The sequence below is a fragment of the Nonomuraea sp. NEAU-A123 genome, from assembly GCF_018603905.1.
Taxonomy (GTDB): Bacteria; Actinomycetota; Actinomycetes; order Streptosporangiales; family Streptosporangiaceae; genus Nonomuraea.
Genome location: NZ_JAHFZZ010000002.1, coordinates 237,296 through 257,866, shown reverse-complemented (window position 1 = coordinate 257,866; position 20,571 = coordinate 237,296). Strand labels below are relative to the sequence as shown.

Genomic DNA, 20,571 nt, shown 5'->3' with positions numbered 1-20,571 from the left:
TTGTAGAGGCTAATCAAGATCCAATATGGCGGTAATGAGGTGGGCGGCAGATCTCGCCTGTGGTAAACCACAGGTGCTTTGTACCGTACACTGTACGGCCGTGAGCCCAATGACGGATCTGGTACGGCAGGCGGTCGTCTTCGAGCCCGGCGACCCGCCCAGGGAGGGGCGGATGGCCTTCCTCTCCCCGGACGGGGACGCCACGGTGACCGTGGTCGAGGAGCACAGTGGTGAGCTGCGGGTTCTGGAGGCCGGGGCCACCCGCGTCCCGGTCGCCGACGCCGTGGCCGCGCTGGCCAGGGCCAGGAGTGACGCGGGTGCCCATCCGGCGGCGCGGTTCTGGGGCGCGGTGGCGCTGGTCGCGCTGCAACTGGTCGCCAGGGGGCGGATCCTGCCGGGGGTTTCGGCGGGCGACTTCGACTCCTGGCGGGCGGGGCCGTTCGACACGGCCGACGTACAGCGCATCCGGGAGCTGGCCGACGCCATGCCCGCCGCGGCGCGGTCCGTACCCCTCGAGGGGTGGACCACCGACGACGGCGGGCGGCCCGAAGGCGCTGAACGGCCCACCCGCGACGGCGCGGAAGGGTTGCGGTTGAGGGACGCGGAGTCGCTGGTGCGGGCGTTCCTGGACGCGGTGGCCGACGCGATGCCGCGCTCCCCCGGCGCCGTCCGCGCCACCGGCACCTCGGCGTTCGCAGCCGTCAAACCGGTCAGAGTGCCCCGGCTGCGTTCCTGGGCCGACGAGGTGTCCGCGGGACTGGACTCCGGCGTACGCCTGTCGCTGCGCCTGGAGGCCGACAGCCTGGAGCAGGCGGAGTTCCGGGCGGTGGTCCAGCTGCACAGCCTGGCCGACCCGTCCCTGGTGGTGGACGCCGCCGACCTGTGGGAGGGCAGGGACCCGGGGTTCGGCCCCCGTGCCAGGATCGACGCCACGCTGGCCATCAGACGGGCCGCCCGCGCCTGGGCCCGGCTGGAACGCCTGCTCGACAGCGCCGTCCCCGACGAGCTGACCCTGTCCGGCGGCGACGTGGAGGACCTGCTGGCCGGCGCCGCCGAACGCCTGGGCGCGGCCGGTGTCGAGGTCCACTGGCCAAGGGAGCTGGTACGCGGCCTGAGCGCCCGCGCCGTCGTCGGCGAGCGCGACAGTGCCCCGTCCGACCTGCCGTCCTTCCTCGGCGGCCATCACCTGACCAGCTTCGACTGGCAGCTCGCCCTGGGCGGCGAGCGGCTGACCGCGGCCGAGATGGACCGGCTCGCCGAGGCGCACCGGCCCGTCGTACGGCTGCGCGACCAATGGGTGCTCATCGAGCCGGACCTGGCCCGCAAGGCCCGCCAGCGCGACCTCAAGCCGCTGACCGGCCTCGACGCCCTCGGCGCCGCGCTGACCGGCACCGTGGAGGTCGACGGCGAGCAGGTGCCGGTCGAGCCGAGCGCCTGGCTGCGCGAGCTGCGCGACCGGCTGTCCGAGCCCGAGGAGATCGCCGCGCCGGAAGGTCTGGACGCGCGGCTGCGCGACTACCAGCTCCAGGGCCTGCGCTGGCTGGCCAGGATGACGTCGCTCGGGCTCGGCGCCTGCCTGGCCGACGACATGGGCCTGGGCAAGACGATCACGCTGATCGCCCTGCACCTGCACCGGGGCGGCGGTCCCACGCTGGTCGTCTGCCCCGCCTCGCTGCTGGGGAACTGGGAGCGGGAGATCTCCAGGTTCGCTCCGGGCGTCCCTGTCCGCCGATTTCACGGAAATAGCCGGACATTGGCTGATGAGGGCTTCGTACTGACGACATACGGCACGATGCGGATGGACGCCGAGCGGCTCGCCGCGCACCCGTGGGACCTGCTGGTGGCCGACGAGGCCCAGCACGTCAAGAACCCCTCCTCGGGCACGGCCAAGGCGCTGCGCGAGATCCCGGCGGCCGCCCGCGTCGCGCTGACCGGCACCCCCGTGGAGAACAACCTGTCCGAGCTGTGGGCCATCCTCGACTGGACGACGCCGGGGCTGCTCGGCTCGCTGGGCAGGTTCCGCTCACGCTGGGCCAAACCGGTCGAGTCAGGCGACTCTGTGGCGGCCGAGCGGCTGGCCAGGCTCGTGGGGCCGTTCCTGCTGCGCCGCCGCAAGTCCGACCCCGGCATCGCGCCCGAACTGCCGCCCAAGACCGAGACCGACCGCCCGGTGGCGCTCACCATCGAGCAGGCCGGGCTGTACGAGGCGGTGGTACGCGAGATCATGCGGCAGATCGAGAGCGCCCAGGGCATGGCCAGGCGCGGCCTGATCGTCAAGCTGCTGACCGGGCTCAAGCAGATCTGCAACCACCCGGCCCATTACCTGCACGAGGCCGCGCCCAGGCTGACCGGCCGCTCCGGCAAGCTCGAACTCCTCGACGAACTCGTCGACACCATCGTCGCCGAGGACGGCGCGGTGCTGGTCTTCACCCAGTACGTGGCCATGGCCCGGCTGCTCGACCGGCACCTGACGGATCGAGGGGTCGCCACCCAGTTCCTGCACGGCGGCACCCCGGTGCCGAAGCGGGAGGAGATGGTGCGGCGCTTCCAGGAGGGGGCGGCGCCGGTGTTCCTGCTGTCGCTCAAGGCGGCCGGCACCGGACTGAACCTCACCCGGGCCGACCACGTCATCCACTACGACCGCTGGTGGAACCCGGCCGTCGAAGACCAGGCCACCGACCGCGCCTACCGCATCGGCCAGGACAAGCCCGTCCAGGTGCACCGGCTGATCGCGGAGGGCACGATCGAGGACCGCATCGCCCAGATGCTGGCGGCCAAGCGCTCGCTGGCCGACGCCGTCCTGGCCTCGGGCGAGGCCGCCTTCACCGAACTGACCGACACGGAACTCGCCGCCCTGGTGGAGTTGAGATGAACGCTGTCCGAGGATTTCCGGCATTCCCCTCGCAACGGGCCGGCGCCCGCTTCGCCACCTCCTGGTGGGGCCGCGCCTGGATCCAGGCCATCGAGGACACCTCCCTCGACCAGACCCTCCTGCGCAAGGGCCGCACGTACGCCAAGGCCGGACAGGTCGGTCCCATCACCGTCAGTCCGGGTCGCATCGCCGCCGTCAGCGAGAGCGAGTACGACACCGTCGTCCACGTCGAGCAGCTCGCCGCCCCCGACTGGGAGCGCTTCCTCGACCAGGTGGCCGCCAAGGCGGGGCACATCGCGGCGCTGCTCGACGGCGACATGCCCCACGACCTGGTCGAGGACGCCGAGGACGCCGGAGTCCCGCTGCTGCCGACGGTCGGCGAACTCGAACCGGAATGCTCCTGTCCCGACTGGGGGCACCCGTGCAAGCACGCCGCCGCCCTGTGCTACCAGGCGTCATGGCTGCTCGACGCCGACCCGTTCGTCCTGCTGCTCATGCGCGGGCGGGGCGAGCGGGAGCTGATCGAGGCGCTGCAGGGCCGCGACGTCCCCGCACCCGAGGAGGCCGGCACTCCCGCCGCGGTGGCGTTCGGGCTGGGCGTGCCGCCGTTGCCGGGTCCGCCGCCGTTCGACGTCGCGTTCGCGCCGCTCGGGCTGGAGCCCGCACCCGGCGTCGACGTGGCCGCCCTGGAGGTGCTCGCCGCCTCAGCCGCCGACCGGGCCCGCGAGCTGCTGCTCACCGGGCGGCTGGCCGTACTGACCGAATATCAGGACCGGGTACGGCTGGCCGCCGCCCACGGCCTCGACCTCGGCCTGGAAGCGGCCGTCCAGGCCTGGCGGTACGGCGGCGCCGACGGACTGGAGGCGCTCGAATCGGCCTGGACCCCGCCCAAGCAGGACCTGGCCAGGGCCCGGACGCTGCTCCGGGCCGGCTGGGAGGGCGAGCACCCACCGGAGGTCGAGGCATGGCGCAACCGCTGGACCATCGGCGCCCGGCAACTGCGTTACGGCCGCGACGGCCGCTGGTATCCGTTCACCGACCGCGACGGCCAGTGGTGGCCCGCCGGCCCACCGGAACGCGACCCGTCGGCGCTGGTGAGCTAGCGAATCCCGACGGGGTCTCGCATCCCCCGTGAGAGCTACCGGAATCGTCCACTCGCTGGTGATCCGCTGACGCCTGTCGCGCTCATAACGTTTCCGCTGGGTCGCCGACCGCGCGACCACCATCAACGGAGGTCACCATGAGCACGACAGCCACCCCGCACCCCGCGCACCCGGGCGGCGGCCGGATGCGGAGGATCGCCCGGTTTCCCCTCACTTGGCTGTTAGCCGGACTGCTCGGCGTCGGCGCGGTGTCGGCCGTGGCCGCGAGCGGACCGCCGGTGCTCGCCGTGCTGGGCGCGGGCGCCGCGGTCGCCGTCTACTGGGCGGTCATGCGCTTCGTCGCGGGACGGCCCACGCCGGAGATCGCCAGAGGCCGGGCCGGGCGGGAGGCGTTGTCCGGCGCCGGGATCGGCCTGGGGTTCGTCCTGGTCTCCGCGCTGCTGATCGCGGCCTTCGGCGGTTATTCGTTCACCTGGGCGTCCGGGGACGTCCTGCCGGTCGTGTTCGCGATGGCCGCGGTGTCCGTGGGCGCGGCGGTCACCGAGGAACTGATGTTCCGTGGTCTGGCGCTGCAGGCCCTGGAACGGCTGTGCGGCAGCCGGGCGGCCGTGGCGATCACCGCGTTGGCGTTCGGCGGCATGCACCTGGCCAACCCGGGCGCCACGGCGTGGAGCTCGCTGGCGATCGCCCTCGAGGCGGGCGTCCTGCTCGGTGCCGCCTACCTCTGGCGGCGCAGCATCTGGTTCGTCGCGGGACTCCACTTCGCCTGGAACGCCGCCGAGGGACTGCTCGGCATCCCGGTCTCCGGCCATGTGGCACCCGGGCTGCTGACCACGCACGTCACAGGCCCGGCGCTGCTGACCGGTGGTGAGTTCGGGCTCGAGGCGTCGATCGTGCCCGTCGTCGTGAGCGTGCTGCTCGCCGTCCCGATGCTCCGCCGCGCCCGCCGACGCGGCGACCTGGTGCCGATGCGCCGTGGCGGCCGTTAAGCTTGCGCGGTGTTCGCGAACGCCACACGTTCTGTCCGTTCCTGGCCAGGTTGGTGGCGAGCCCACCCGATGTCCGTGAAGGATGGTGTGCTCGCGGCGGTGCTCACGCTCCTGGCGTTCGAGCCGACACTGTCCACCATCTCGGCGCAGCTCGGCGACCTGCCCAGGCGCCCATCGGACGCGCTGGCCGTGACGCTGACCCTGGCTCAGTCCGCGCCGCTGGCGATGCGCAGCCGCTGGCCCGCGGCCTGTCTGGCGGTCATCGGCACCGCCTTCGCCCTGCATCAGGCGCTGGCCTATCCGCCGACGTTCGCCAGCATCGGGCTCTATCTGTCCCTGTACGCCGCCGGAGCCCATCAGGCCCGGTTCCGTCGCGGCCTCGTAGCGGTGTCGACCGCGGGCTATGGCGTGCTGGTGGTCGTGCTGCACAGCCTGGGGTCACCCGATCGAGCCCAGGACTTCCTCGCGTTCTATCTGGCGTTGGCGGTGAGCTGGTTGGCTGGTGCCGGGATGCGCCGGTGGCGGGCTGAAGAGGCCGAGCTCCGGCGGCTCAGCGCGGACGTGGCCACGGCCGCCGAGCGCGCGCGTATCGCCCGCGAACTCCATGACGTGGTCACCCACCATGTGACCGCCATGGTGGTCCAGGCCGACGCGGCACAGTTCCTGATCAGCGGCGCCCCGGAGCGCGCCGCGGACGGACTGGCCGCCATCAGCGACACCGGCCGCCGAGCACTGACGGAACTCCGGCACCTGCTCGGCGTGCTGGAGGCGACCGGCGATTCGGCGGTCGCGCACCGTACGCCGACGCTGGGCCGGATCGGCGATCTGGTCGAACAGGCCCGGCTGTCCGGCCAGCCCGTCGAGCTGACCGAACACGGAGACCCGCGACCGCAGGCCGTCGACGTGGAACTGGCCGCCTACCGGGTCGTGCAGGAGGCACTCACCAACGCGATCAAGCACGCGACAGGACGGTCCACGACGGTCACGGTCCACCACCACGACGATCACCTCGAAATCGAGGTGACCACCGACGGACCCACCGATGCCGCATCCATGGTGCCGTCGGGCGGACGAGGTCTGGACGGGCTGCGCGAACGGGTACGCCTGCTCGATGGCGTACTGGTGGCCACGGCCCGGCCCGGCGGCGGGTTCAGCGTCCGCGCCCTCATCCCCTTCGGGAGCAACCCATGACGGACCCGCCGATCCGGGTGCTCATCTGCGAGGACCAGGCACTGGTACGCGCCGGCTACATCACCATCTTCTCCGCCCAGCCCGACATGGACGTCATCGGGGAGGCCGCGGACGGCCGCGCGGCAGTCGAGGCCGCCCGGCGGCTGCGCCCAGACGTCGTCGTGATGGACATCCGGATGCCCATCCTGGACGGCATCGAAGCCACCCGGCAACTGACCGGCCCCGACACCGCCGACCCGGCGAAAGTCCTGGTCGTCACCACCTTCAACGTCGACGAGTACGTCTACGAAGCCCTCAAGGCCGGAGCCGGCGGCTTCCTGCTCAAAGACGCGCCACCCGCGGAGCTGGTCAACGGCGTCCGGACCATCGCCCGCGGCGACTCCTTGCTGGCGCCCGCCGTCACCCGCACTCTCATCGGCCACTTCGCCGAACGGCTCCGCCCCGCCGACACCTCCCGCCCGGCCAGGGACGAGATCGTGCGAGCGCTGACCCGCCGCGAACTCGAGGTGCTCGAACAGATCGCCGCCGGTCTGTCGAACGCGGAGATCGCCGCGACGTTGTTCATCACTCCCGAAACCGTGAAGACCTACGTGTCACGGATCCTGACGAAACTCGAGCTGCGCGACCGCGTACAGGCGGTCGTCCTCGCCTACCGGGTGGGACTGGTGTCCGGCACGGACTGAACCAGGCTTCGACGCCACCGTCATCAGATGAGCGCTGACCCCCAACATGGATGGCTCGGACTCGATCAGCCGAAGGGCTCGCAGCAGATGTTCCGGCTCCTGGAGCGATTCCTTGAGGTTGCCCAGCGACGATGCGAACCCCTCCACGGCCAGGAGGCGTTCGTGGATGAACCCGGCCTGCTCCACTTCAGGTACCACTTCCTCGATCCGGTGGAAGTACGCCCAGAAGACCTCGTCAGGCCGGTCCGGGGTGTTGCTCGCCCCCGTACGCAGATTCAGATCGAACGTGTCCCAGATACCGTGATCAGTCAGACGGCCCTGGGCGGTGGCGTCGATGATCCACGCGTACCGGCTGATGACCTCGGCCAGCAGCCGGCCTCCAGGTCACAGCACCCGGAAGGCCTCCCGCAGCGCCAACTGCCGGTCCGCGGCGTCGGCAAGGTGATACAGCGGGCCCATCAGCAGCGCCGCGTCGAAACTCGCGTCGGGCAGCGGAAGATCACGAGCATCTCCGAGACGGCATGCGAAGCCGGCATCGGCGGCGGCCTGGTCGATGTGCCGTGGCACCGGATCGACCAGCACCACCTCATAGCCGAGTCCGACGAGATGCGACGCGTGCGTCCCCGGACCGCCTCCGATGTCGGCGACCCGCCCGCGCTCAGGCAGGAACCGCGCGAAGATGTCCCAGGTACGTCGGCGGGTGAGCTCGCCACGGGCGGTGGCCCAGAGGCGACCGGCCTCGTCGTTCAACGCGTAGTGCCGAAGCACCCGCTCGTCCCTTGCCACGGCCGAAGCCTCCCTTCGCTCATCTCCGGCTCAGGGGACGCGGCCCACGGCGCCCAGCAGGTCCGGTACAGACAGGTCGACGACGGCCTCCTCCTCCCAGGCCGGTCGCCAGGTCCGCACCGGCACCAGTCCGGGTTCGATCAGGTCGAGCCCAGACAGGTAGCCGTTGATGCGGGTCAGCGAGCGGGCGGTCAGGGAGCCGGCGTTGGTGGACGAGTAGGCCTTCGCGCCCGCCCGTACGGTGTCCTGCTCGTCGTCGGGAGTGTAGAAATGCGACAGCAGCAGATAGCTGCCGGGGACGAGCGCGCGGCGGACCGTCTCGACGATCGCGTCCACCTCGTCGTGGTCGGGGATGAAGTGCAGGACGGCCAACATCAGGACGGCGACGGGCCGGCCGAAGTCGATGTGCTCGCGCAGGTCCGGATCGGCGAGGAGCTCCTTGGGTCGCCTCAGGTCGCCGCCGATGACCTTGGTCTCGGGGTTGTCCTCCAGCAGCGCCCTGGCGTGGACGAGGACGACCGGGTCGTTGTCGACGTACACCGTCCTGGCGTCGGCCGCGACGCGCTGGACGACTTGGTGGACGTTGTCCTGGGTGGGCAGCCCCGCGCCGATGTCGACGAACTGCCGCACACCCGCCCTGGCCAGCAGTGACACGGCCTTGCCGAGGAAGGCGCGGTTGGCCTTGGTGGTGGAGCGGACGCTGGGAACAATCGAGATGATCTTGTCCGCTGCTTCCCGGTCGACCGCGAAGTTGTCCTTGCCGCCCAGGTAGTAGTCGTACATGCGGGCGACGTTGGGCACCGTTGGGGGGATGCCGTGTGGTAGGTACTGTCCTTCAGCCACGTGTCGCATGCTAGAGGACAGAGTAGATCTTCCACCACGGCGAGGACCTCCAGATGCTCCTTCACCAGGAGGAAGTCCGCTTGGCCATCTCCTGGAGCATGAACACGCTCGACTCCCGCGCCCGGTCCTCCCAGGCGAAGACGCATGCGGTCATCGTGCCGTCGAATCCGAGGCGCCCCAGGGTGCCGAAGAATGCGTCCCAGTCGACCTCACCCTGACCGATGTCCAGGTGCTGGTGGACCCGGGCGGTCGAGCCCGGCGGGTTGACGATGTAGCGCAGGCCGGATGACGCGCGATGGTCGAAGGAGTCGGCGACGTGCAGGTGGGTGAGCAGATCGCCGGCGTACTCCATGATCTCGGTCATGTTGCCGCCCTGGTGGAAGGTGTGCGGCGCGCAGTAGAGGAACGACACGAGCGGAGAGTTGATCCCCCGCACCATGTCGACGGCGGTCTTGCCGTCCTCGACGAAGTCGTCGGGATGCGGCTCCAGGCGCAGTTCCACTCCCTCGCGCTCGAAGACGGGAAGCAGTTCCTCCATCGACCTCCAGAACATGGCCTCGCTCCGAGACGCCTGCTCGGGACGGCCGTTGAACTCCGAGTTCATGACGTTGCAGCCGAGCTCGACCGTGATCTCGATGGCCCGCTTCCAATAGCGCACGGCCGCCTGGCGCTCCTCCTCGTCGGGTCCGGACCAGCGGTACAGCGGTAGCACCGAGGCGAGCTTGACATCCGCTGTGGCGAGGGCGGATTTGAAGGCGGCGATGGTGTGGCTGTCGGCCCTTGGGTGCAGGAAGAAGGGCATGAAGTCCTCGCGGGGCGAGAGCTCGATGTGCTCGTAGCCCAGCTCCGCGACGAGCATGGGCAGCTCCAGCAGCGGCGTACGGCGCATCATGTACGGGTCAAGAGCGATCTTCATTGTCGGTTTCCTCTCAGGTGTAGAGGCCGGGCCGCTCGACCAGACCGACCGGGACGGGCGCGCCCGACTCAAGTGAGGCGACAGCGCTTTCCGCGACCGCGGTGGCCGCGTAGCCGTCCCACGTGCTCGGCCCTGCGACGGCACCGGCGAGCAATCCGCTGATCCACTCCTGCAGTTCCGCCAAGTAGGTCGCGCCGAACCGGACCCGCCAGTCGGCCGGGACCGTCTCGATGCGCCGTCCATCGCGGATCAACGCATTGGCGCCCGGGGTCTCCAATGCCACAACGCCCGCGGACCCCACGACCTCGCAGCGCACGTCGTAGCCGTACTGGCAGTTGACGAACACCTCGACGGTGACCACGCCGCCGCCGGCCAGCTCCAGTAGCACGATCTGCGGGTCGCGCAGGTGGGCCGCGGCCAGCGGGCTCGGCTTGGTGGCGACGACCGTGGTGCGCACGATCTCCTGGCCGAACAGCCAGCGGGTGGTGTCGATCTCATGGATGACCGAGTCGGTCATCGCCATCGAACTAGTGAAGGAATCGGGCACGACGGCGTTGCGGTGGACCATGTGGGCGAGGAGCGCCTCGCCGATGGTGCCGTTGTCGATCGCGTCCTTGACGACCTTGTAACCGGGGTCGTAGCGGCGCATGAAGCCGACCTGGATCAGCCGTCGGCCGGATGAGACCTCGGCTTCGACGACCTTGAGGCAATCCGCCGTCGTGGTGGCGAGCGGCTTCTCGCACAGCACGGGCTTGCCCGCCGCGATGCAGGCCAGGACCTGCTCGGCGTGGAGATCGCCGGGCGAGGCGATGACCACCGCGTCGACCACGGGGTCCTCGATGACCTCCAGCGCGGTCGCGCGCGTCACGGCGCCCACCCCCGCGCCGACCCGCTCCGCGCGGGCGGTGTCGACGTCGAACACGGCGACGACCTTCGACCCGACGACCTGGGACGCCAGACGTGTCACGTGGTCGGTCCCGATGTTGCCGGTCCCGATGACACCGACCTTGATTGCCACATTGGCTCCTTGCGTGTTCGAGTTCGTGGAGAGATGCCGGTCAGGTACGCGGTCCGAGGCCGCAGCCGTTGAAGTACTTCCGGGTGCGGGTCGCGATGGGGAACGGAGTGTCCGGCGGGCACGGATAGAGGTCCTGCTCGACGATCGCGAACAGGTCGGCGTCCAGCCGGCCGAGCTCGGCCAGCAGCGGCTCCATGTCGGGAATACCGGTGGGAGGCTCGATCATGGCTCCACGGCGGACGGCCTCGGCGAAGCACAGGTCCTCTTCGCGGACCTGCCGGACGATCTCGGGGTCCACCTGCTTGAGGTGCACGTAGCCGATCCGCTCGGGGAACGCCCGGATGATCTCGATGTTGTCCCCGCCGCAGTAGGAGATGTGGCCGGTGTCGAGGCAGAGCGAGACGAATTCGGGGTCGGTGTCCTCCAGGAACCGCAGCACGCGCTCCTGGGTGTCGACATGGCTGTCGGCGTGAGGGTGGAAGACCAGCTCCACGCCGGTTTCCTCGCGGAGCACGCGAGCCAGCTCGGACATCCCCGAGGTGAGGTCCTTCCACTGGCCGGGTGTCAGGTCCACCGGCTGCGTGATCTTCCCGTCCAGGTCGGTGTAGCCCTCGGGCAGCGAGACCAGGTGTTTCGCGCCGAGCGCGGCGAGCAGCCTGGCCTCCGCGCGGCACTCCTGGATGGCGTCCTTCAGTGCCTCCCGGCCGCGGTGGAGACCGGAGAAGACCGCGCCTCCCGACAGCCGCAGACCGCGTCGGCCGAGCTCCTCGCGGAGCAGCTCGGGGTCTGTCGGCAGGTAGCCGTACGGGCCGAGTTCGATCCAGCGGTAACCGGCCGCTGCCACTTCGTCGAGAAAGCGGTACCAGGGAACCTGGTTCGGGGCATCGGGGAACCATACGCCCCAGGAATCGGGGGCCGTGCCCAGCCGGATCCGGGACAGGGGGCTGGTGTCGGCGGCAGTGCTCAACATCATCTCCAGAGGTGGGAAGCGAATCGGTGATCAGGTAGGCGACTGGCGGTAGCGCTGCAGGCCGAGCTCCCCCTCGACCACTGCGGCGGTGAGCTCCTTGACAGAGGTCTGCTCGCGAGTGGTGTCAAGGATCTTGCGTCCGTGGTTCATCACGATGTGCCGGTCACACACCTCGTAGGCATGGTGGAGGTTGTGCGTGACCAGCAGCGAGCTGACGCCCTCGCCCTTGAGCCGGGTGAGGTAGGCCAGCAGGGCTTCGGTGGCACGGACCGCGAGTGCGCTGGTGGGCTCGTCGAGAATGAGCAGGCTGCGCTTGAAGTGCACGGCCCGGGCGATCGCCACCGCCTGCTGCTGCCCGCCGGAGAGCGAGCCGACAAGCTGGCGGGGACTCTTGATGCCCTCGATGGTCACGACGCTGTCGAGGATGTCCGCGGCGATGCGGTCCATCTTGCGCAGCCTCATCAGGCCAAGAGCGTTGGTGAGCTCGCGGCCCATGAAGATGTTGCGGGTGATGGTGAGCGACGGGACCAGCGCGGAGTCCTGGAAGATCGTCTCGACGCCGAGCTTCTCGGTCTCCTGACGGGTCGGCGCGGCCAGATTCCTCCCCCGCCAGGCGTAGTCTCCCCCGTCCGCCTTGACGACACCAGACATGATCTTGACAAGCGTGGACTTGCCGGCGCCGTTGTCGCCCAGCAGCCCGACCACCTCACCCTTGCGGATCTGGAAGCCGACGCCTTTGAGGCAGACGTTCGGTCCGTATCGCTTGGTGATGCCGGACAACTCAAGGAGAACCTCTCCGGTCGGCTCCGGGGCGGAGGTGGACATGTCCGCTCCGTTCTGGCCGGAGGGCGCCGACATGCTCATTCCGCTTTCCCTTCGATGAGGCGGTTGAAGACGGCGGCGAAAACGATGATCGCGCCGATGAACAGGTTGAGGTAGAAGCCTGGGGCCCCGGAGAGCAGCAGGATGTCCTGCAGGACGAGAATGAGTGCCGCACCGAGCACCATGCCGAGGACGCTCCCCTTGCCGCCGCGCAGCGATACGCCGCCGACGACGGCCGCCGCGATGGCCTGCAGCTCCATGCCGCGGCCGGTGCCGGGCTGGACGGACTGCGTCCGCACCGCGACCAGGATCGAGGCCAGTGCCACGCACAGCCCGAGGATCCCGAAGGCGATCAACTTGATGCGCGTCGGGTTGATGGATATCGCACGAGCCGCGGACTCGTTGCCGCCGACGGCGAAGATGTGGTTGCCGAGCTTGTGCCGGTGCATGAGCACCCAGAAGAACACCGCGACCAGGACCAGCCATACGACCTGACCGCGGAAGGGGCCCACCTGCCCGGCGAAGATGGTCTGCAGGGTCTCGCCGCGCTGCATGCGTGCGGCCGAGCTGCCGTTGTAGAACAACGCGGCGCCGTCCCAGAACAGCATCATGCCCAAGGTGACGATGAACGACGGGATCTTGAATCTGGTCACGATCACGCCGTTGAGCAGCGCGATGCCGATGCCCATCGCGAAGGTCACGACGAACGCGCCGAGCACGTTCCCATCGGAGTACCAATGGATGAAGACAAGCGCGCAGAGGGTGAAGTTCATCCCTAGCGAAAGGTCGAACTCGCCCGCGATCATCAGCACGCCCGCGCCGATCGCCAGGATCGCCAGCACAGGGATCGACTGGCTCAGTACGTTGAAGTTGGCCCCTGAGAGGTAGGGAAAGCTGTCCGGGGCCATCAGATAGGCGACGACGCAACCGATCTGCACCAGCACGAAGATGATGCCGATCTCGAGCGCGCCGCGGCCGCGTATCAGCCGCAGCCATCCGCCGAACTGCTCACTGCGGCCTTTCGGGACGGAGTCCGCCATGGTGCGCTGCACCGGGGCCGTCAGCTCCGCCCCGGCGGGCGCCGCCGCCAGGTCATGTTCCTCCATGGTCCCGCCCAAGGTCGGCGACGGCGCTCCGTCGCTGGTCGGTTTGCTCATGCTTGGCTCTCCCATATCCGTCGCGGATGTGACCGGTGGGCGGCCCGGCAGCGGGTGCGGGCCCGCCCCTCAAGTTGCCGATCCGATCAGCGGATCTTGCCTGCCAGCTGCTCGACGACCGCGACGTTGGACTTGTCCACCAGGCCGCTGCCTCCGGAGTTGATGGTCGCGGGGCTGAGGCCGAAGTCGAGCTGCAGCGCCAGTTGCGCCACGGTCTGGAAACCCTGGACATAGGGCTGCTGGTCCGCGGCGGCGAGGATGGCCCCGCTCTTGATTCCGTCGATGACCGGCTTGGACAGGTCGAAGCCGACCACCGGGACCTTGACCCCGACGTCCGACATCGCCGCCTCGACGTTGCGATGCGGGGTGCCACCCAGCGGCACGATCGCCGCGGTGTTCTTGTGGCCGAGCAGGTACTGGCTCATCTTGTCCAGGGCTCCTGCGTCGTCGATGCCGGTCGCGACCATCTCGGTCTTCGCGCCGATGGCGTCCAGAGCCTTCTGGACCCCGGCGTTGCGCTGGATGGCGTAAACCTGTTCGGGGAACTCGACCGGGGTGAAGACCTTGGCTCCGCGTGGCAGCTTCGCTTCGGAGATCAGGCGCTGGCCCAGGAGGTATCCGGCCTCCTCGAAGTTCTGGCCGACGAAGCCCGAGGTGCACGCGGCGACCTCGCCCTCCTGCGTGATGTTGTACGCGAGCACCGAGATGCCGGCCTTCGAGGCCGCGCAGACGTTCTCGGTGTAGCGCTTCGGGTCGTCGATCACCACCGCGATGGCGGCGGGTTTGTCAGCGACGGCACTGCCGATGAGGTCGTTGTACTTCGACGGGTCGCCCTGGCTGGTCTGCAGGTTCAGTTCGAGGTTGAACATCTGGGCCGCGTCTTTGGCGCCCTGCGAGATGGTGCCCCAGAAGGAGTCACCGGGATCCTGGGAAAGCAGGAACGTGATCTTGCGGTTCTTGGCCCGGCTGCCGAGCCCGGACTGCAGCCCTGCCGCCGAGGCGGCCTTCGCGGTCTCTGTGGACTGCGTGTTCTGTGCGGTGCCCGAACCATTCGAGCAGCTCGCCAGGGCGAGGACGATGATCGGGACGAGCACTAGAGCGCGCCAGTTTGCGACATGCCAGCTTGTCGAGGATCTGCGAATGGAGTACGGCACTTGGTTCTACCTCTCCCGGGGAGCGACCACGGTCCTTGTGGATCAGGGGGTGCAGCGAGATGTTCTCGGGCGATGGTGGGCTGGAACGGGCCCTTGGTGCGTTCGGCCGGCATCGAAACCGGCTTCGCTTCGAGCGATGTAACCTGCGGAAGAAGTGCTCTGTCAATAGGATGTCTTGACATTTTGCTGATGAGATTTGTCCTGACATAAGGACATGCTGAGAACGTGACCAATTAGGGTCGCCATGCCCTTGACGGCCTGGTCGATGGCGATAGGCGCGCCGGCCCATCGAACCTTCCGACTGCCTCGACGGTCTGTGCGCCGCGCGAGCTAGGGTCCGGCGATCTGCGTGGTGTCCTCGTAGCCGAGCCGACGAAGGGGCCTCGCAGGCATCGCGGCAAGTGCGACCACGCCGCCGTTCGCCGTCGCTTCGGGATGATCCTTCTTGCCGATCAAGTAATCCAAGGAGGCATCGGCGACTCGCGAGGCTTCATGTCTTCATCCGATTTCACATTGAGCGCGCTCTACTAGCGCGCTCTAGTGGCTGTTACTATGAACTCGGTCACACCGAATGTCAACAGCTTGCAACAAGGCGTGCACATCGGAAAAAGGGTTGATGTTGGAGCAAACGGGGTCATCCGCTACAAGGGTCTCGACGCGCACCAAGCGACCCACCATGGCGGATGTCGCGGCACAGGTGGGCGTATCACGGGCGCTGGTCTCACTCGTGTTCCGCAATGAGCCGGGGGCGAGCAAGGAGACGCGTGACCGGGTCCTCCGCGCCGCCGACGAACTCGGCTACCGCCCGGACAACGCGGCACGGCTCCTCGCCCGCAATCGCAGCATGGTCCTTGGCGTGATGATCAACGTGCGCAACGCCTTCCATGCCGACCTTGTCGAGGCGATCTATGTGGAGGCGGAGCGGCTCGGCTACGAAGTCCTGCTCAGCGCGCTCGGTCCGGCTCGGAACGAGCGGAAGGTCGTGGAGGCATTGCTGGGCCACCGCTGCGAGGCATTGATCCTGCTCGGCCCGAACGCCGAGGCCGAATATCTCGCCGAGGTGGGAGAGCACACCCCCACGGTTGTCGTGGGACGACGCGTTTCGGGTGCCGGCGTCGACAGCGTCCACACCGCCGAGAACAAGGGCATACGTCAGGCCGTTGATCACCTGGTGGGCCTCGGCCATCGCGCCATCGTCCACATCGACGGTGGCAACGGCCCTGGGTCCGCCGAACGCCGTCGCGCGTACCGCGCCGCCATGCGCGAGCACGGGCTGGAGAAAGAGATCCGGGTGCTTCCCGGGGATCACACCGAGGAGTCCGGGGTGAAGGCGGGAGAGACCTTACGCCACGACCACCAGTTGCCCACCGCCGTGCTGGCCGGCAACGACCGGTGCGCCATGGGCCTTATGCACGCGCTCAGCCGCGCGGGTGTCAACGTCCCGAAAGACATCTCGGTGGTCGGTTACGACGACAGCCATATAGCTCATCTGTCTCACATCGACCTCACCACCGTGCGTCAGGACGCCGAGCAGATGGCCCAGCTTGCCGTACGCTCCGCGGTAGAACGTCTGGACGACAACCGGCTCCCCTCCCGCGAGCTCATTCTCGATGCCCGGCTCGTCGTCCGAGGCACCACCGCTCCACCGCCCGCTTGACCGTGAACCGCGGCGGTGGGTGCGGAACACCGGGCGTCGGGCTCCGCGCCCGGCCCGTACTGTTGCCACATGCCGGGTGGCGCGGTGGCTCGCAGGCCAGCACCTCCCCACCGGCGTTGCCTTCGAGCCGGTAGCAGCCGCCGGCCCGGAGGTCCCCCTCGATGGGCAGGAACCAGCGGGGGATGTGCTCCGCGGACGTGCAGGCGTCCCACACGTCGTTGATGCCGGCGTCGTAGTGGCGGCGCAGTATGACGGGTCTTGAGCTCGTCGCCGTCCTCCAGTTGGCGGTGGACGTGTTCGAGCCGCTTGATGATGTCGATCATGCGTGTTCGTTTCTCGATGGCGGGCCAGGGGCGCGGCGTTCGCGTTTGCCGCGCGCCGGCTCGGTGGCCAGCGCGTCCAGCCGCTGATCCCAGAACCCGCCGGTAAAAGAAACGCCGAGCGGATGAGCCGGAGGGGGTGGCCCATCCGCTCGGCGGGTCTGTGTGTCACCGGGCCGCGTAGGCGCGGATGACTTCCTGGGAGAGGGTGTTGCCGTCGACGTCGGAGGCGTTGAGTCGCAGCGAGACGAAGCCCGACGGGCGCGGCTCCAGCGTGGCCTCGTAGTTCGTGCCGCCCTTCGCGCGCAGGCGGGCCGCCCGCCAGGTGGCGCCGTCGTCGTAGGACACCTCCAGGGACACCTGCTTCACCGCGCTCGGCACCGCTCCCTCCTGGCGGTAGAGGGACACGCCGAGCTTGGCCGAGCGGGCCCGGTTCTTCAGGTCGACAGGCGCGTCGATCCCGGCCAGGAGCAGCGGGATCACCGTGGTCGCGGCGGCCGTGCGCTCCGAGCCGAACGTCCACACCGACCGGATACGCGTGGACAGCTTCGCCCAGGTGGCCTCGTTGCGCACGTCGTACTCGATCCGGTACGCGGACTTCTCCGCCGGCAGGGTCACCGTGCCCGAAGGCAGGTAGTTGGTCTGCTGGAGCAGTTTGTCGCCCTGGTAGAGCCGGAAATCAGTCTTCATGCCGTGCTCGAACGGGCTGGTGTAGGCATCGCCGTAGTTGCGGTCCGCGTCGATGAAGCCCTCCATGGAGATGCGCAACTTGTCGCCCTCCCTGCGCAGCGGGTTGCGCGGGTTGACGCCCGGCAGCAGCGGCTGCTTGAACCAGGTGCGCTCCACCCGCTCGCCCGCCTCGTAGCTGCGGAACTCCGGCGAGGACAGGGCCATGCGCGGGGTGTCCACGTGCGGCCACATCGTGTTGTAGAACCGCTCAGGACTGCCCGCCGAGGCGCTCCAGCGCAGGTCGGGGTCGGGGGTGAAGTACTGGACCTGGGTACGCGGCGTCTTGGCCAGCGGCCGGTTCGTGGAGATCGAGGAGGTGTCCCACGGCTCGAAGACGAACCGCGCCTCGTTCACCGTCACGTCGTCCGCGAGCTGGCTGTGATAGCCCGACTCGACGCGGGCCAGCGACTTGTCGCGCACCACGTACCGCAGCGAGTCCGGCACCCGGCCCTTCTCACGCAGGTACAGGTCGTAGGTGTAAGGGCTGGCCACGATCCCCTTGGCCAGGACGGGCACGGGCAGCCGCCGCAGCCGTTCGACCAGCTTCAGGCCCTCCTCCTGCGTCAGCCGCACGGTCGGGACCGTGAGCTTGACGCCGGTCCCCCCCGAGGTGATGTCCGCCCCCGGGTGGTCGCTGTAGATCGCCACCATCCTGGCTCCCGCGGCGGCGGCCGCGTTGGACTGGGTGGAGACCGGCACGCCGTCGGTACGGCGGATGACCGCCAGCTTGCCGCGCAGGTCGCGGGCCTTGATCTCCTCGGCCGTGCCGCGCCCGGCGTCAACCGCCAGGAACAGCTCGGTGCCGTCCAGCTTCGGATACTCCGTGGCGTAGTCGCTGAAGGAGACCGGGTCGTAGTACTGGGGGTTCAGGGCGAGGCCCGGGGCCGTCAGGGTGATCGCGGGCGCCTCCAGCCGCCAGCGGGTGGCGACGGTGAAGGTGCCCTTGGTGACCTTCCTGGTCGGCTGGATGAACAGCCGCTCCTCGACCTGCCCGCCGGGCGAGATGTTGGTGCCGCCGCGCAGGGCCGTGCCCTTCTCGCCGGCGCGGTACCAGGCGAGCTGCGCCGCGGCGCCCATGTTCCGCTTGGTCTTGTGGTCGGGGGTCTCGATGGCGACCTCGACCGCCTTGCGGGCGTCGAGTACGACCTCGGTGTCCTCGGTGATCTTCATCTCGGGGTCGCCGACGAGACTTTCGTTCAGCGGCTTGCCCGACGCCGTGCTGTCCTGGGTGGCGGGCATGGTGAAGATGTGGCCGAGCACGGAGTAGGTGCCGGGCTTGACCAGCAGGCAGGTGCCGGTGCCGGACTTCTGCTCGGTGCACGGCTGGGCCGGGTCGCCGGGCAGAATCCGCCCGACCAACGTGCCCTCGTCCAGGTTGAGCACCGTGAACCCGCCGCGCGCGTTGCGGCCGTCCCTGGCGACCCCGCGTACCCTCAGCTCCACGCGCCGCTGCTCCACGCTCGCGGTCAGCAGGGTCCGTACGGTGGCGCCGCCGGGAACGCTCGCCGACAGTTCCTCCCGCAGCAGGCCGGGCGTCGCGGCCTTGAGGGTCACCTTCACCTCGGCCTGCCCGGCGCCGGGCACGGTCACCGTGCCGGGCTCGGCGGTGAACGGGCCGGCGCCCTTCAGATCCAGCTCGACGGGGTCCTTGCCGAGGTTGCGGTACTTCACCGTGACGCTCTTGCCGGCGCCTTCCGCGAGGTCGCCGAAGTTCACCGAACCGGCCGAGGCGATGACCGCGCCCTTCAGCGCCGCGGCGACGTCGATCCGGCCCGTGCCCCGCGCGTCCGCGGGCGTGCCCGGCGTGGGCTTGGCGGTCCCCATCAGCAAGGACTTCAGCTCGGGCCCCGTCAGGTCGGGGCGCGCCTGCCGCAGCAGCGCCGCGGCGCCCGCGACGTGCGGGGTGGCCATCGAGGTGCCCGACATCGTGACGTACCCACCGCCCGACCTGGCGGCGGTGATCTCCACGCCCGGCGCGGTGACATCCGGCTTGACCGAGTCGTCCGCGGCGATCGGGCCCCTGCTGGAGAAGACGGCCAGCTTGTCGTCTCGGTCCACCGCGCCGACGGTCAGCGCGTCGGCGGAGTCGCCGGGGGCTCCGACGCAGCCGTCACAGCCGTCGTTGCCCGCCGCCACCACGAACAACGTGCCGTACTGCTGGGACAGCCGCGACACGGCCGAGGTGAGCGGCCCGCCCGCGACGCGGCTGCCCAGGCTCATGTTGACGATCTGGGCGTGCTTCTCCCCCGCCGCCCACTCCATGCCGTCGATGATCCACGAGAGCTGGCCGGTGCCGTCGCCGCCCAGAACCCTGCCGTTGAGCAGGCCGGCGCCGGGCGCCACGCCCTTGCGGCGGCCGTCCGACGCGGTGCCGGAGCCCGCGATGGTGCTCGCCACGTGGGTGCCGTGGCCGTGGGGGTCGCCGGTCACGTTCTCGCCGGTGAAGTCGCGCTGGTCGGCGACCTTCCCGGCCAGGTCGGCGTGGGCGGCGTCGATGCCGGTGTCGAGCACGGCTACGGTCGTGCCCGTACCGTCGAAACCCGCCGCCCACGCCTCGGGCGCGCCGATCTGCGGCACGCTGTTCTCCAGCACTGGCTCCACCTTGCGGTCGAGCCAGATCTTCGACACCCCCGCCAGCGGGCTCGCCGTACGGGCTGCGGTTCCGGCGGCGAGCCCGGCCAGCGCGGCTCCGAAACGGGCCGCGTCGTGGGTGGCGAGTGACACTCCCGCGCCGCCGATGCTCTCCAAGGTGCGGAGCTGCTTGACGGCCGGGATGGTGGCCTTGGTGACGTTGCCGTCGTAGGTCAAAATGAGCGGGATCGCGGTGTCGTAGCCGTCCTCGGCCAGCTCCGACACGTTGAACAGCTCGGTGTCGAGACGCTGCGGGACCAGGGCGGCGACGTCGTCGGGGATGACGGTCAGTTCACCGTCCGCCTCCAGCACCTGGAAGTTCGGCACGGAGCCGTCCGCGCGCGGGGCCGGGGTGATCGTCACCGCCTGGTGGCCGCCGTCGATGGCGCGTACATGTACCTGGTCGCCGGTGATGAGCGTGATCTCACCGCCGGCCGTACCCCGCACAAGCCCCGAGGTCGCCGGCTCGGTGCCGGCTCGCGCGCCGGGCACCGACAGCGCGGAGACGGCCAGCACCGCCGCGGCGGTGGCCACCGCCTTTCGCCCACGCAGCATTGACGACCTCCAGCGAATTGGTAAGAGAAGCTACCGAATTCCTAGTGGTCGTGATCTGGGGTTGTCTACGCGGAAAGGTGGCTAGATCCAGACGTGTCGTGAACTCGCCATGGCCGAGGGCTCGCTGATGAGGGCTGAGGTACCCTCGGGACCCTGAGCCCCCAGAAGGAGATGC

17 protein-coding genes are annotated in these 20,571 nt (G+C 69.5%); 7 read left to right on the top strand and 10 right to left on the bottom strand.

The genetic code is table 11. The features are described from left to right. Positions 1-109: 109 nt before the first annotated feature. The 5 genes from KLK06_RS05260 to KLK06_RS05240 all read left to right on the top strand — a co-directional run bounded on the left by KLK06_RS05260 (position 110) and on the right by KLK06_RS05240 (position 6,838). Positions 110-2,872 carry a DEAD/DEAH box helicase gene (locus KLK06_RS05260; protein ID WP_214634701.1) on the top strand — a complete coding sequence of 921 codons (2,763 nt, stop codon included), beginning with the start codon at positions 110-112 and terminating at the stop codon, positions 2,870-2,872. Further along, the gene (locus KLK06_RS05255; protein WP_214634154.1) at positions 2,869-3,975 is read left to right on the top strand and encodes an SWIM zinc finger family protein; all 1,107 of its coding nucleotides are present in this window, start codon (positions 2,869-2,871) and stop codon (positions 3,973-3,975) included. Before KLK06_RS05260 ends, KLK06_RS05255 begins: the two co-directional genes overlap by 4 nt. Positions 3,976-4,112: 137 nt before the next feature. Further along, on the top strand, positions 4,113-4,964 hold the full coding sequence (locus KLK06_RS05250; RefSeq protein WP_214634153.1) for a CPBP family intramembrane glutamic endopeptidase: 852 nt from the start codon (positions 4,113-4,115) through the stop codon (positions 4,962-4,964). Between the two features lie 69 nt (positions 4,965-5,033). Beyond that, entirely contained in the window at positions 5,034-6,155 is a 1,122-nt protein-coding gene (locus tag KLK06_RS05245; RefSeq protein ID WP_214634152.1) for a sensor histidine kinase, read from the top strand. Beyond that, positions 6,152-6,838 carry a response regulator transcription factor gene (locus KLK06_RS05240; protein ID WP_214634151.1) on the top strand — a complete coding sequence of 229 codons (687 nt, stop codon included), beginning with the start codon at positions 6,152-6,154 and terminating at the stop codon, positions 6,836-6,838. The genes KLK06_RS05245 and KLK06_RS05240 overlap by 4 nt, the downstream gene beginning before the upstream one ends. A gap of 384 nt (positions 6,839-7,222) precedes the next feature. Here KLK06_RS05240 and KLK06_RS05235 read toward each other — a convergent pair whose 3' ends face one another. The 8 genes from KLK06_RS05235 to KLK06_RS05200 form a co-directional block, all read right to left on the bottom strand. Next, positions 7,223-7,624 carry a bifunctional 2-polyprenyl-6-hydroxyphenol methylase/3-demethylubiquinol 3-O-methyltransferase UbiG gene (locus KLK06_RS05235; protein ID WP_214634150.1) on the bottom strand — a complete coding sequence of 134 codons (402 nt, stop codon included), beginning with the start codon at positions 7,622-7,624 and terminating at the stop codon, positions 7,223-7,225. A 30-nt stretch (positions 7,625-7,654) separates the two neighbouring features. Further along, positions 7,655-8,467, bottom strand: coding sequence for an SAM-dependent methyltransferase (locus tag KLK06_RS05230; RefSeq protein WP_308168108.1), 813 nt, complete (start codon positions 8,465-8,467; stop codon positions 7,655-7,657). A gap of 61 nt (positions 8,468-8,528) precedes the next feature. Next, complete coding sequence (locus tag KLK06_RS05225) at positions 8,529-9,383, bottom strand: sugar phosphate isomerase/epimerase (RefSeq protein ID WP_214634148.1); 855 nt, start codon at positions 9,381-9,383, stop codon at positions 8,529-8,531. Between the two features lie 13 nt (positions 9,384-9,396). Beyond that, a complete protein-coding gene (locus KLK06_RS62215; RefSeq protein ID WP_214634147.1) occupies positions 9,397-10,401 on the bottom strand; it encodes a Gfo/Idh/MocA family protein in 1,005 nt (334 codons plus the stop codon). Positions 10,402-10,441: 40 nt separating this feature from the next. Then, positions 10,442-11,374 (bottom strand): TIM barrel protein, encoded by a 933-nt coding sequence (locus tag KLK06_RS05215; RefSeq protein ID WP_250904930.1) that lies wholly within the window; start codon positions 11,372-11,374, stop codon positions 10,442-10,444. Between the two features lie 27 nt (positions 11,375-11,401). Beyond that, complete coding sequence (locus KLK06_RS05210; RefSeq protein WP_214634146.1) at positions 11,402-12,196, bottom strand: ATP-binding cassette domain-containing protein; 795 nt, start codon at positions 12,194-12,196, stop codon at positions 11,402-11,404. Between the two features lie 35 nt (positions 12,197-12,231). Further along, a complete protein-coding gene (locus KLK06_RS05205) occupies positions 12,232-13,350 on the bottom strand; it encodes an ABC transporter permease (RefSeq protein WP_214634145.1) in 1,119 nt (372 codons plus the stop codon). 86 nt (positions 13,351-13,436) lie between these two features. Beyond that, complete coding sequence (locus tag KLK06_RS05200; RefSeq protein ID WP_214634144.1) at positions 13,437-14,444, bottom strand: substrate-binding domain-containing protein; 1,008 nt, start codon at positions 14,442-14,444, stop codon at positions 13,437-13,439. 736 nt (positions 14,445-15,180) lie between these two features. Between KLK06_RS05200 and KLK06_RS05195 the strand changes: the two genes are divergently transcribed. Then, positions 15,181-16,161, top strand: coding sequence for a LacI family DNA-binding transcriptional regulator (locus KLK06_RS05195; RefSeq protein WP_214634143.1), 981 nt, complete (start codon positions 15,181-15,183; stop codon positions 16,159-16,161). Here the strand turns inward: KLK06_RS05195 and KLK06_RS05190 are convergent. Continuing rightward, complete coding sequence (locus KLK06_RS05190) at positions 16,106-16,375, bottom strand: hypothetical protein (RefSeq protein WP_308168107.1); 270 nt, start codon at positions 16,373-16,375, stop codon at positions 16,106-16,108. The two genes, KLK06_RS05195 and KLK06_RS05190, sit on opposite strands and share 56 nt — an antisense overlap. A gap of 34 nt (positions 16,376-16,409) precedes the next feature. Here KLK06_RS05190 and KLK06_RS05185 point away from each other — a divergent pair, with 34 nt between their 5' ends. Then, positions 16,410-16,571 carry a hypothetical protein gene (locus KLK06_RS05185; RefSeq protein ID WP_214634142.1) on the top strand — a complete coding sequence of 54 codons (162 nt, stop codon included), beginning with the start codon at positions 16,410-16,412 and terminating at the stop codon, positions 16,569-16,571. Positions 16,572-16,649: 78 nt separating this feature from the next. Here the strand turns inward: KLK06_RS05185 and KLK06_RS05180 are convergent, their stop codons facing one another. Then, entirely contained in the window at positions 16,650-20,396 is a 3,747-nt protein-coding gene (locus KLK06_RS05180; RefSeq protein ID WP_214634141.1) for a S8 family serine peptidase, read from the bottom strand. Positions 20,397-20,571: the final 175 nt, after the last annotated feature.

Bases quoted from the DNA above. Each gene is read 5' to 3' on its own strand.
- KLK06_RS05260 (WP_214634701.1), top strand. From the start codon at position 110: ATGACGGATCTGGTACGGCAGGCGGTCGTCTTCGAGCCCGGCGACCCG.
- KLK06_RS05180 (WP_214634141.1), bottom strand. From the start codon at position 20,396: ATGCTGCGTGGGCGAAAGGCGGTGGCCACCGCCGCGGCGGTGCTGGCC.
- KLK06_RS05195 (WP_214634143.1), top strand. From the start codon at position 15,181: ATGGCGGATGTCGCGGCACAGGTGGGCGTATCACGGGCGCTGGTCTCA.
- KLK06_RS05185 (WP_214634142.1), top strand. From the start codon at position 16,410: ATGACGGGTCTTGAGCTCGTCGCCGTCCTCCAGTTGGCGGTGGACGTG.
- KLK06_RS05250 (WP_214634153.1), top strand. From the start codon at position 4,113: ATGAGCACGACAGCCACCCCGCACCCCGCGCACCCGGGCGGCGGCCGG.
- KLK06_RS05255 (WP_214634154.1), top strand. From the start codon at position 2,869: ATGAACGCTGTCCGAGGATTTCCGGCATTCCCCTCGCAACGGGCCGGC.
- KLK06_RS05205 (WP_214634145.1), bottom strand. From the start codon at position 13,350: ATGAGCAAACCGACCAGCGACGGAGCGCCGTCGCCGACCTTGGGCGGG.
- KLK06_RS05240 (WP_214634151.1), top strand. From the start codon at position 6,152: ATGACGGACCCGCCGATCCGGGTGCTCATCTGCGAGGACCAGGCACTG.
- KLK06_RS05225 (WP_214634148.1), bottom strand. From the start codon at position 9,383: ATGAAGATCGCTCTTGACCCGTACATGATGCGCCGTACGCCGCTGCTG.
- KLK06_RS05215 (WP_250904930.1), bottom strand. From the start codon at position 11,374: ATGATGTTGAGCACTGCCGCCGACACCAGCCCCCTGTCCCGGATCCGG.
- KLK06_RS05245 (WP_214634152.1), top strand. From the start codon at position 5,034: ATGTCCGTGAAGGATGGTGTGCTCGCGGCGGTGCTCACGCTCCTGGCG.
- KLK06_RS05210 (WP_214634146.1), bottom strand. From the start codon at position 12,196: ATGTCCACCTCCGCCCCGGAGCCGACCGGAGAGGTTCTCCTTGAGTTG.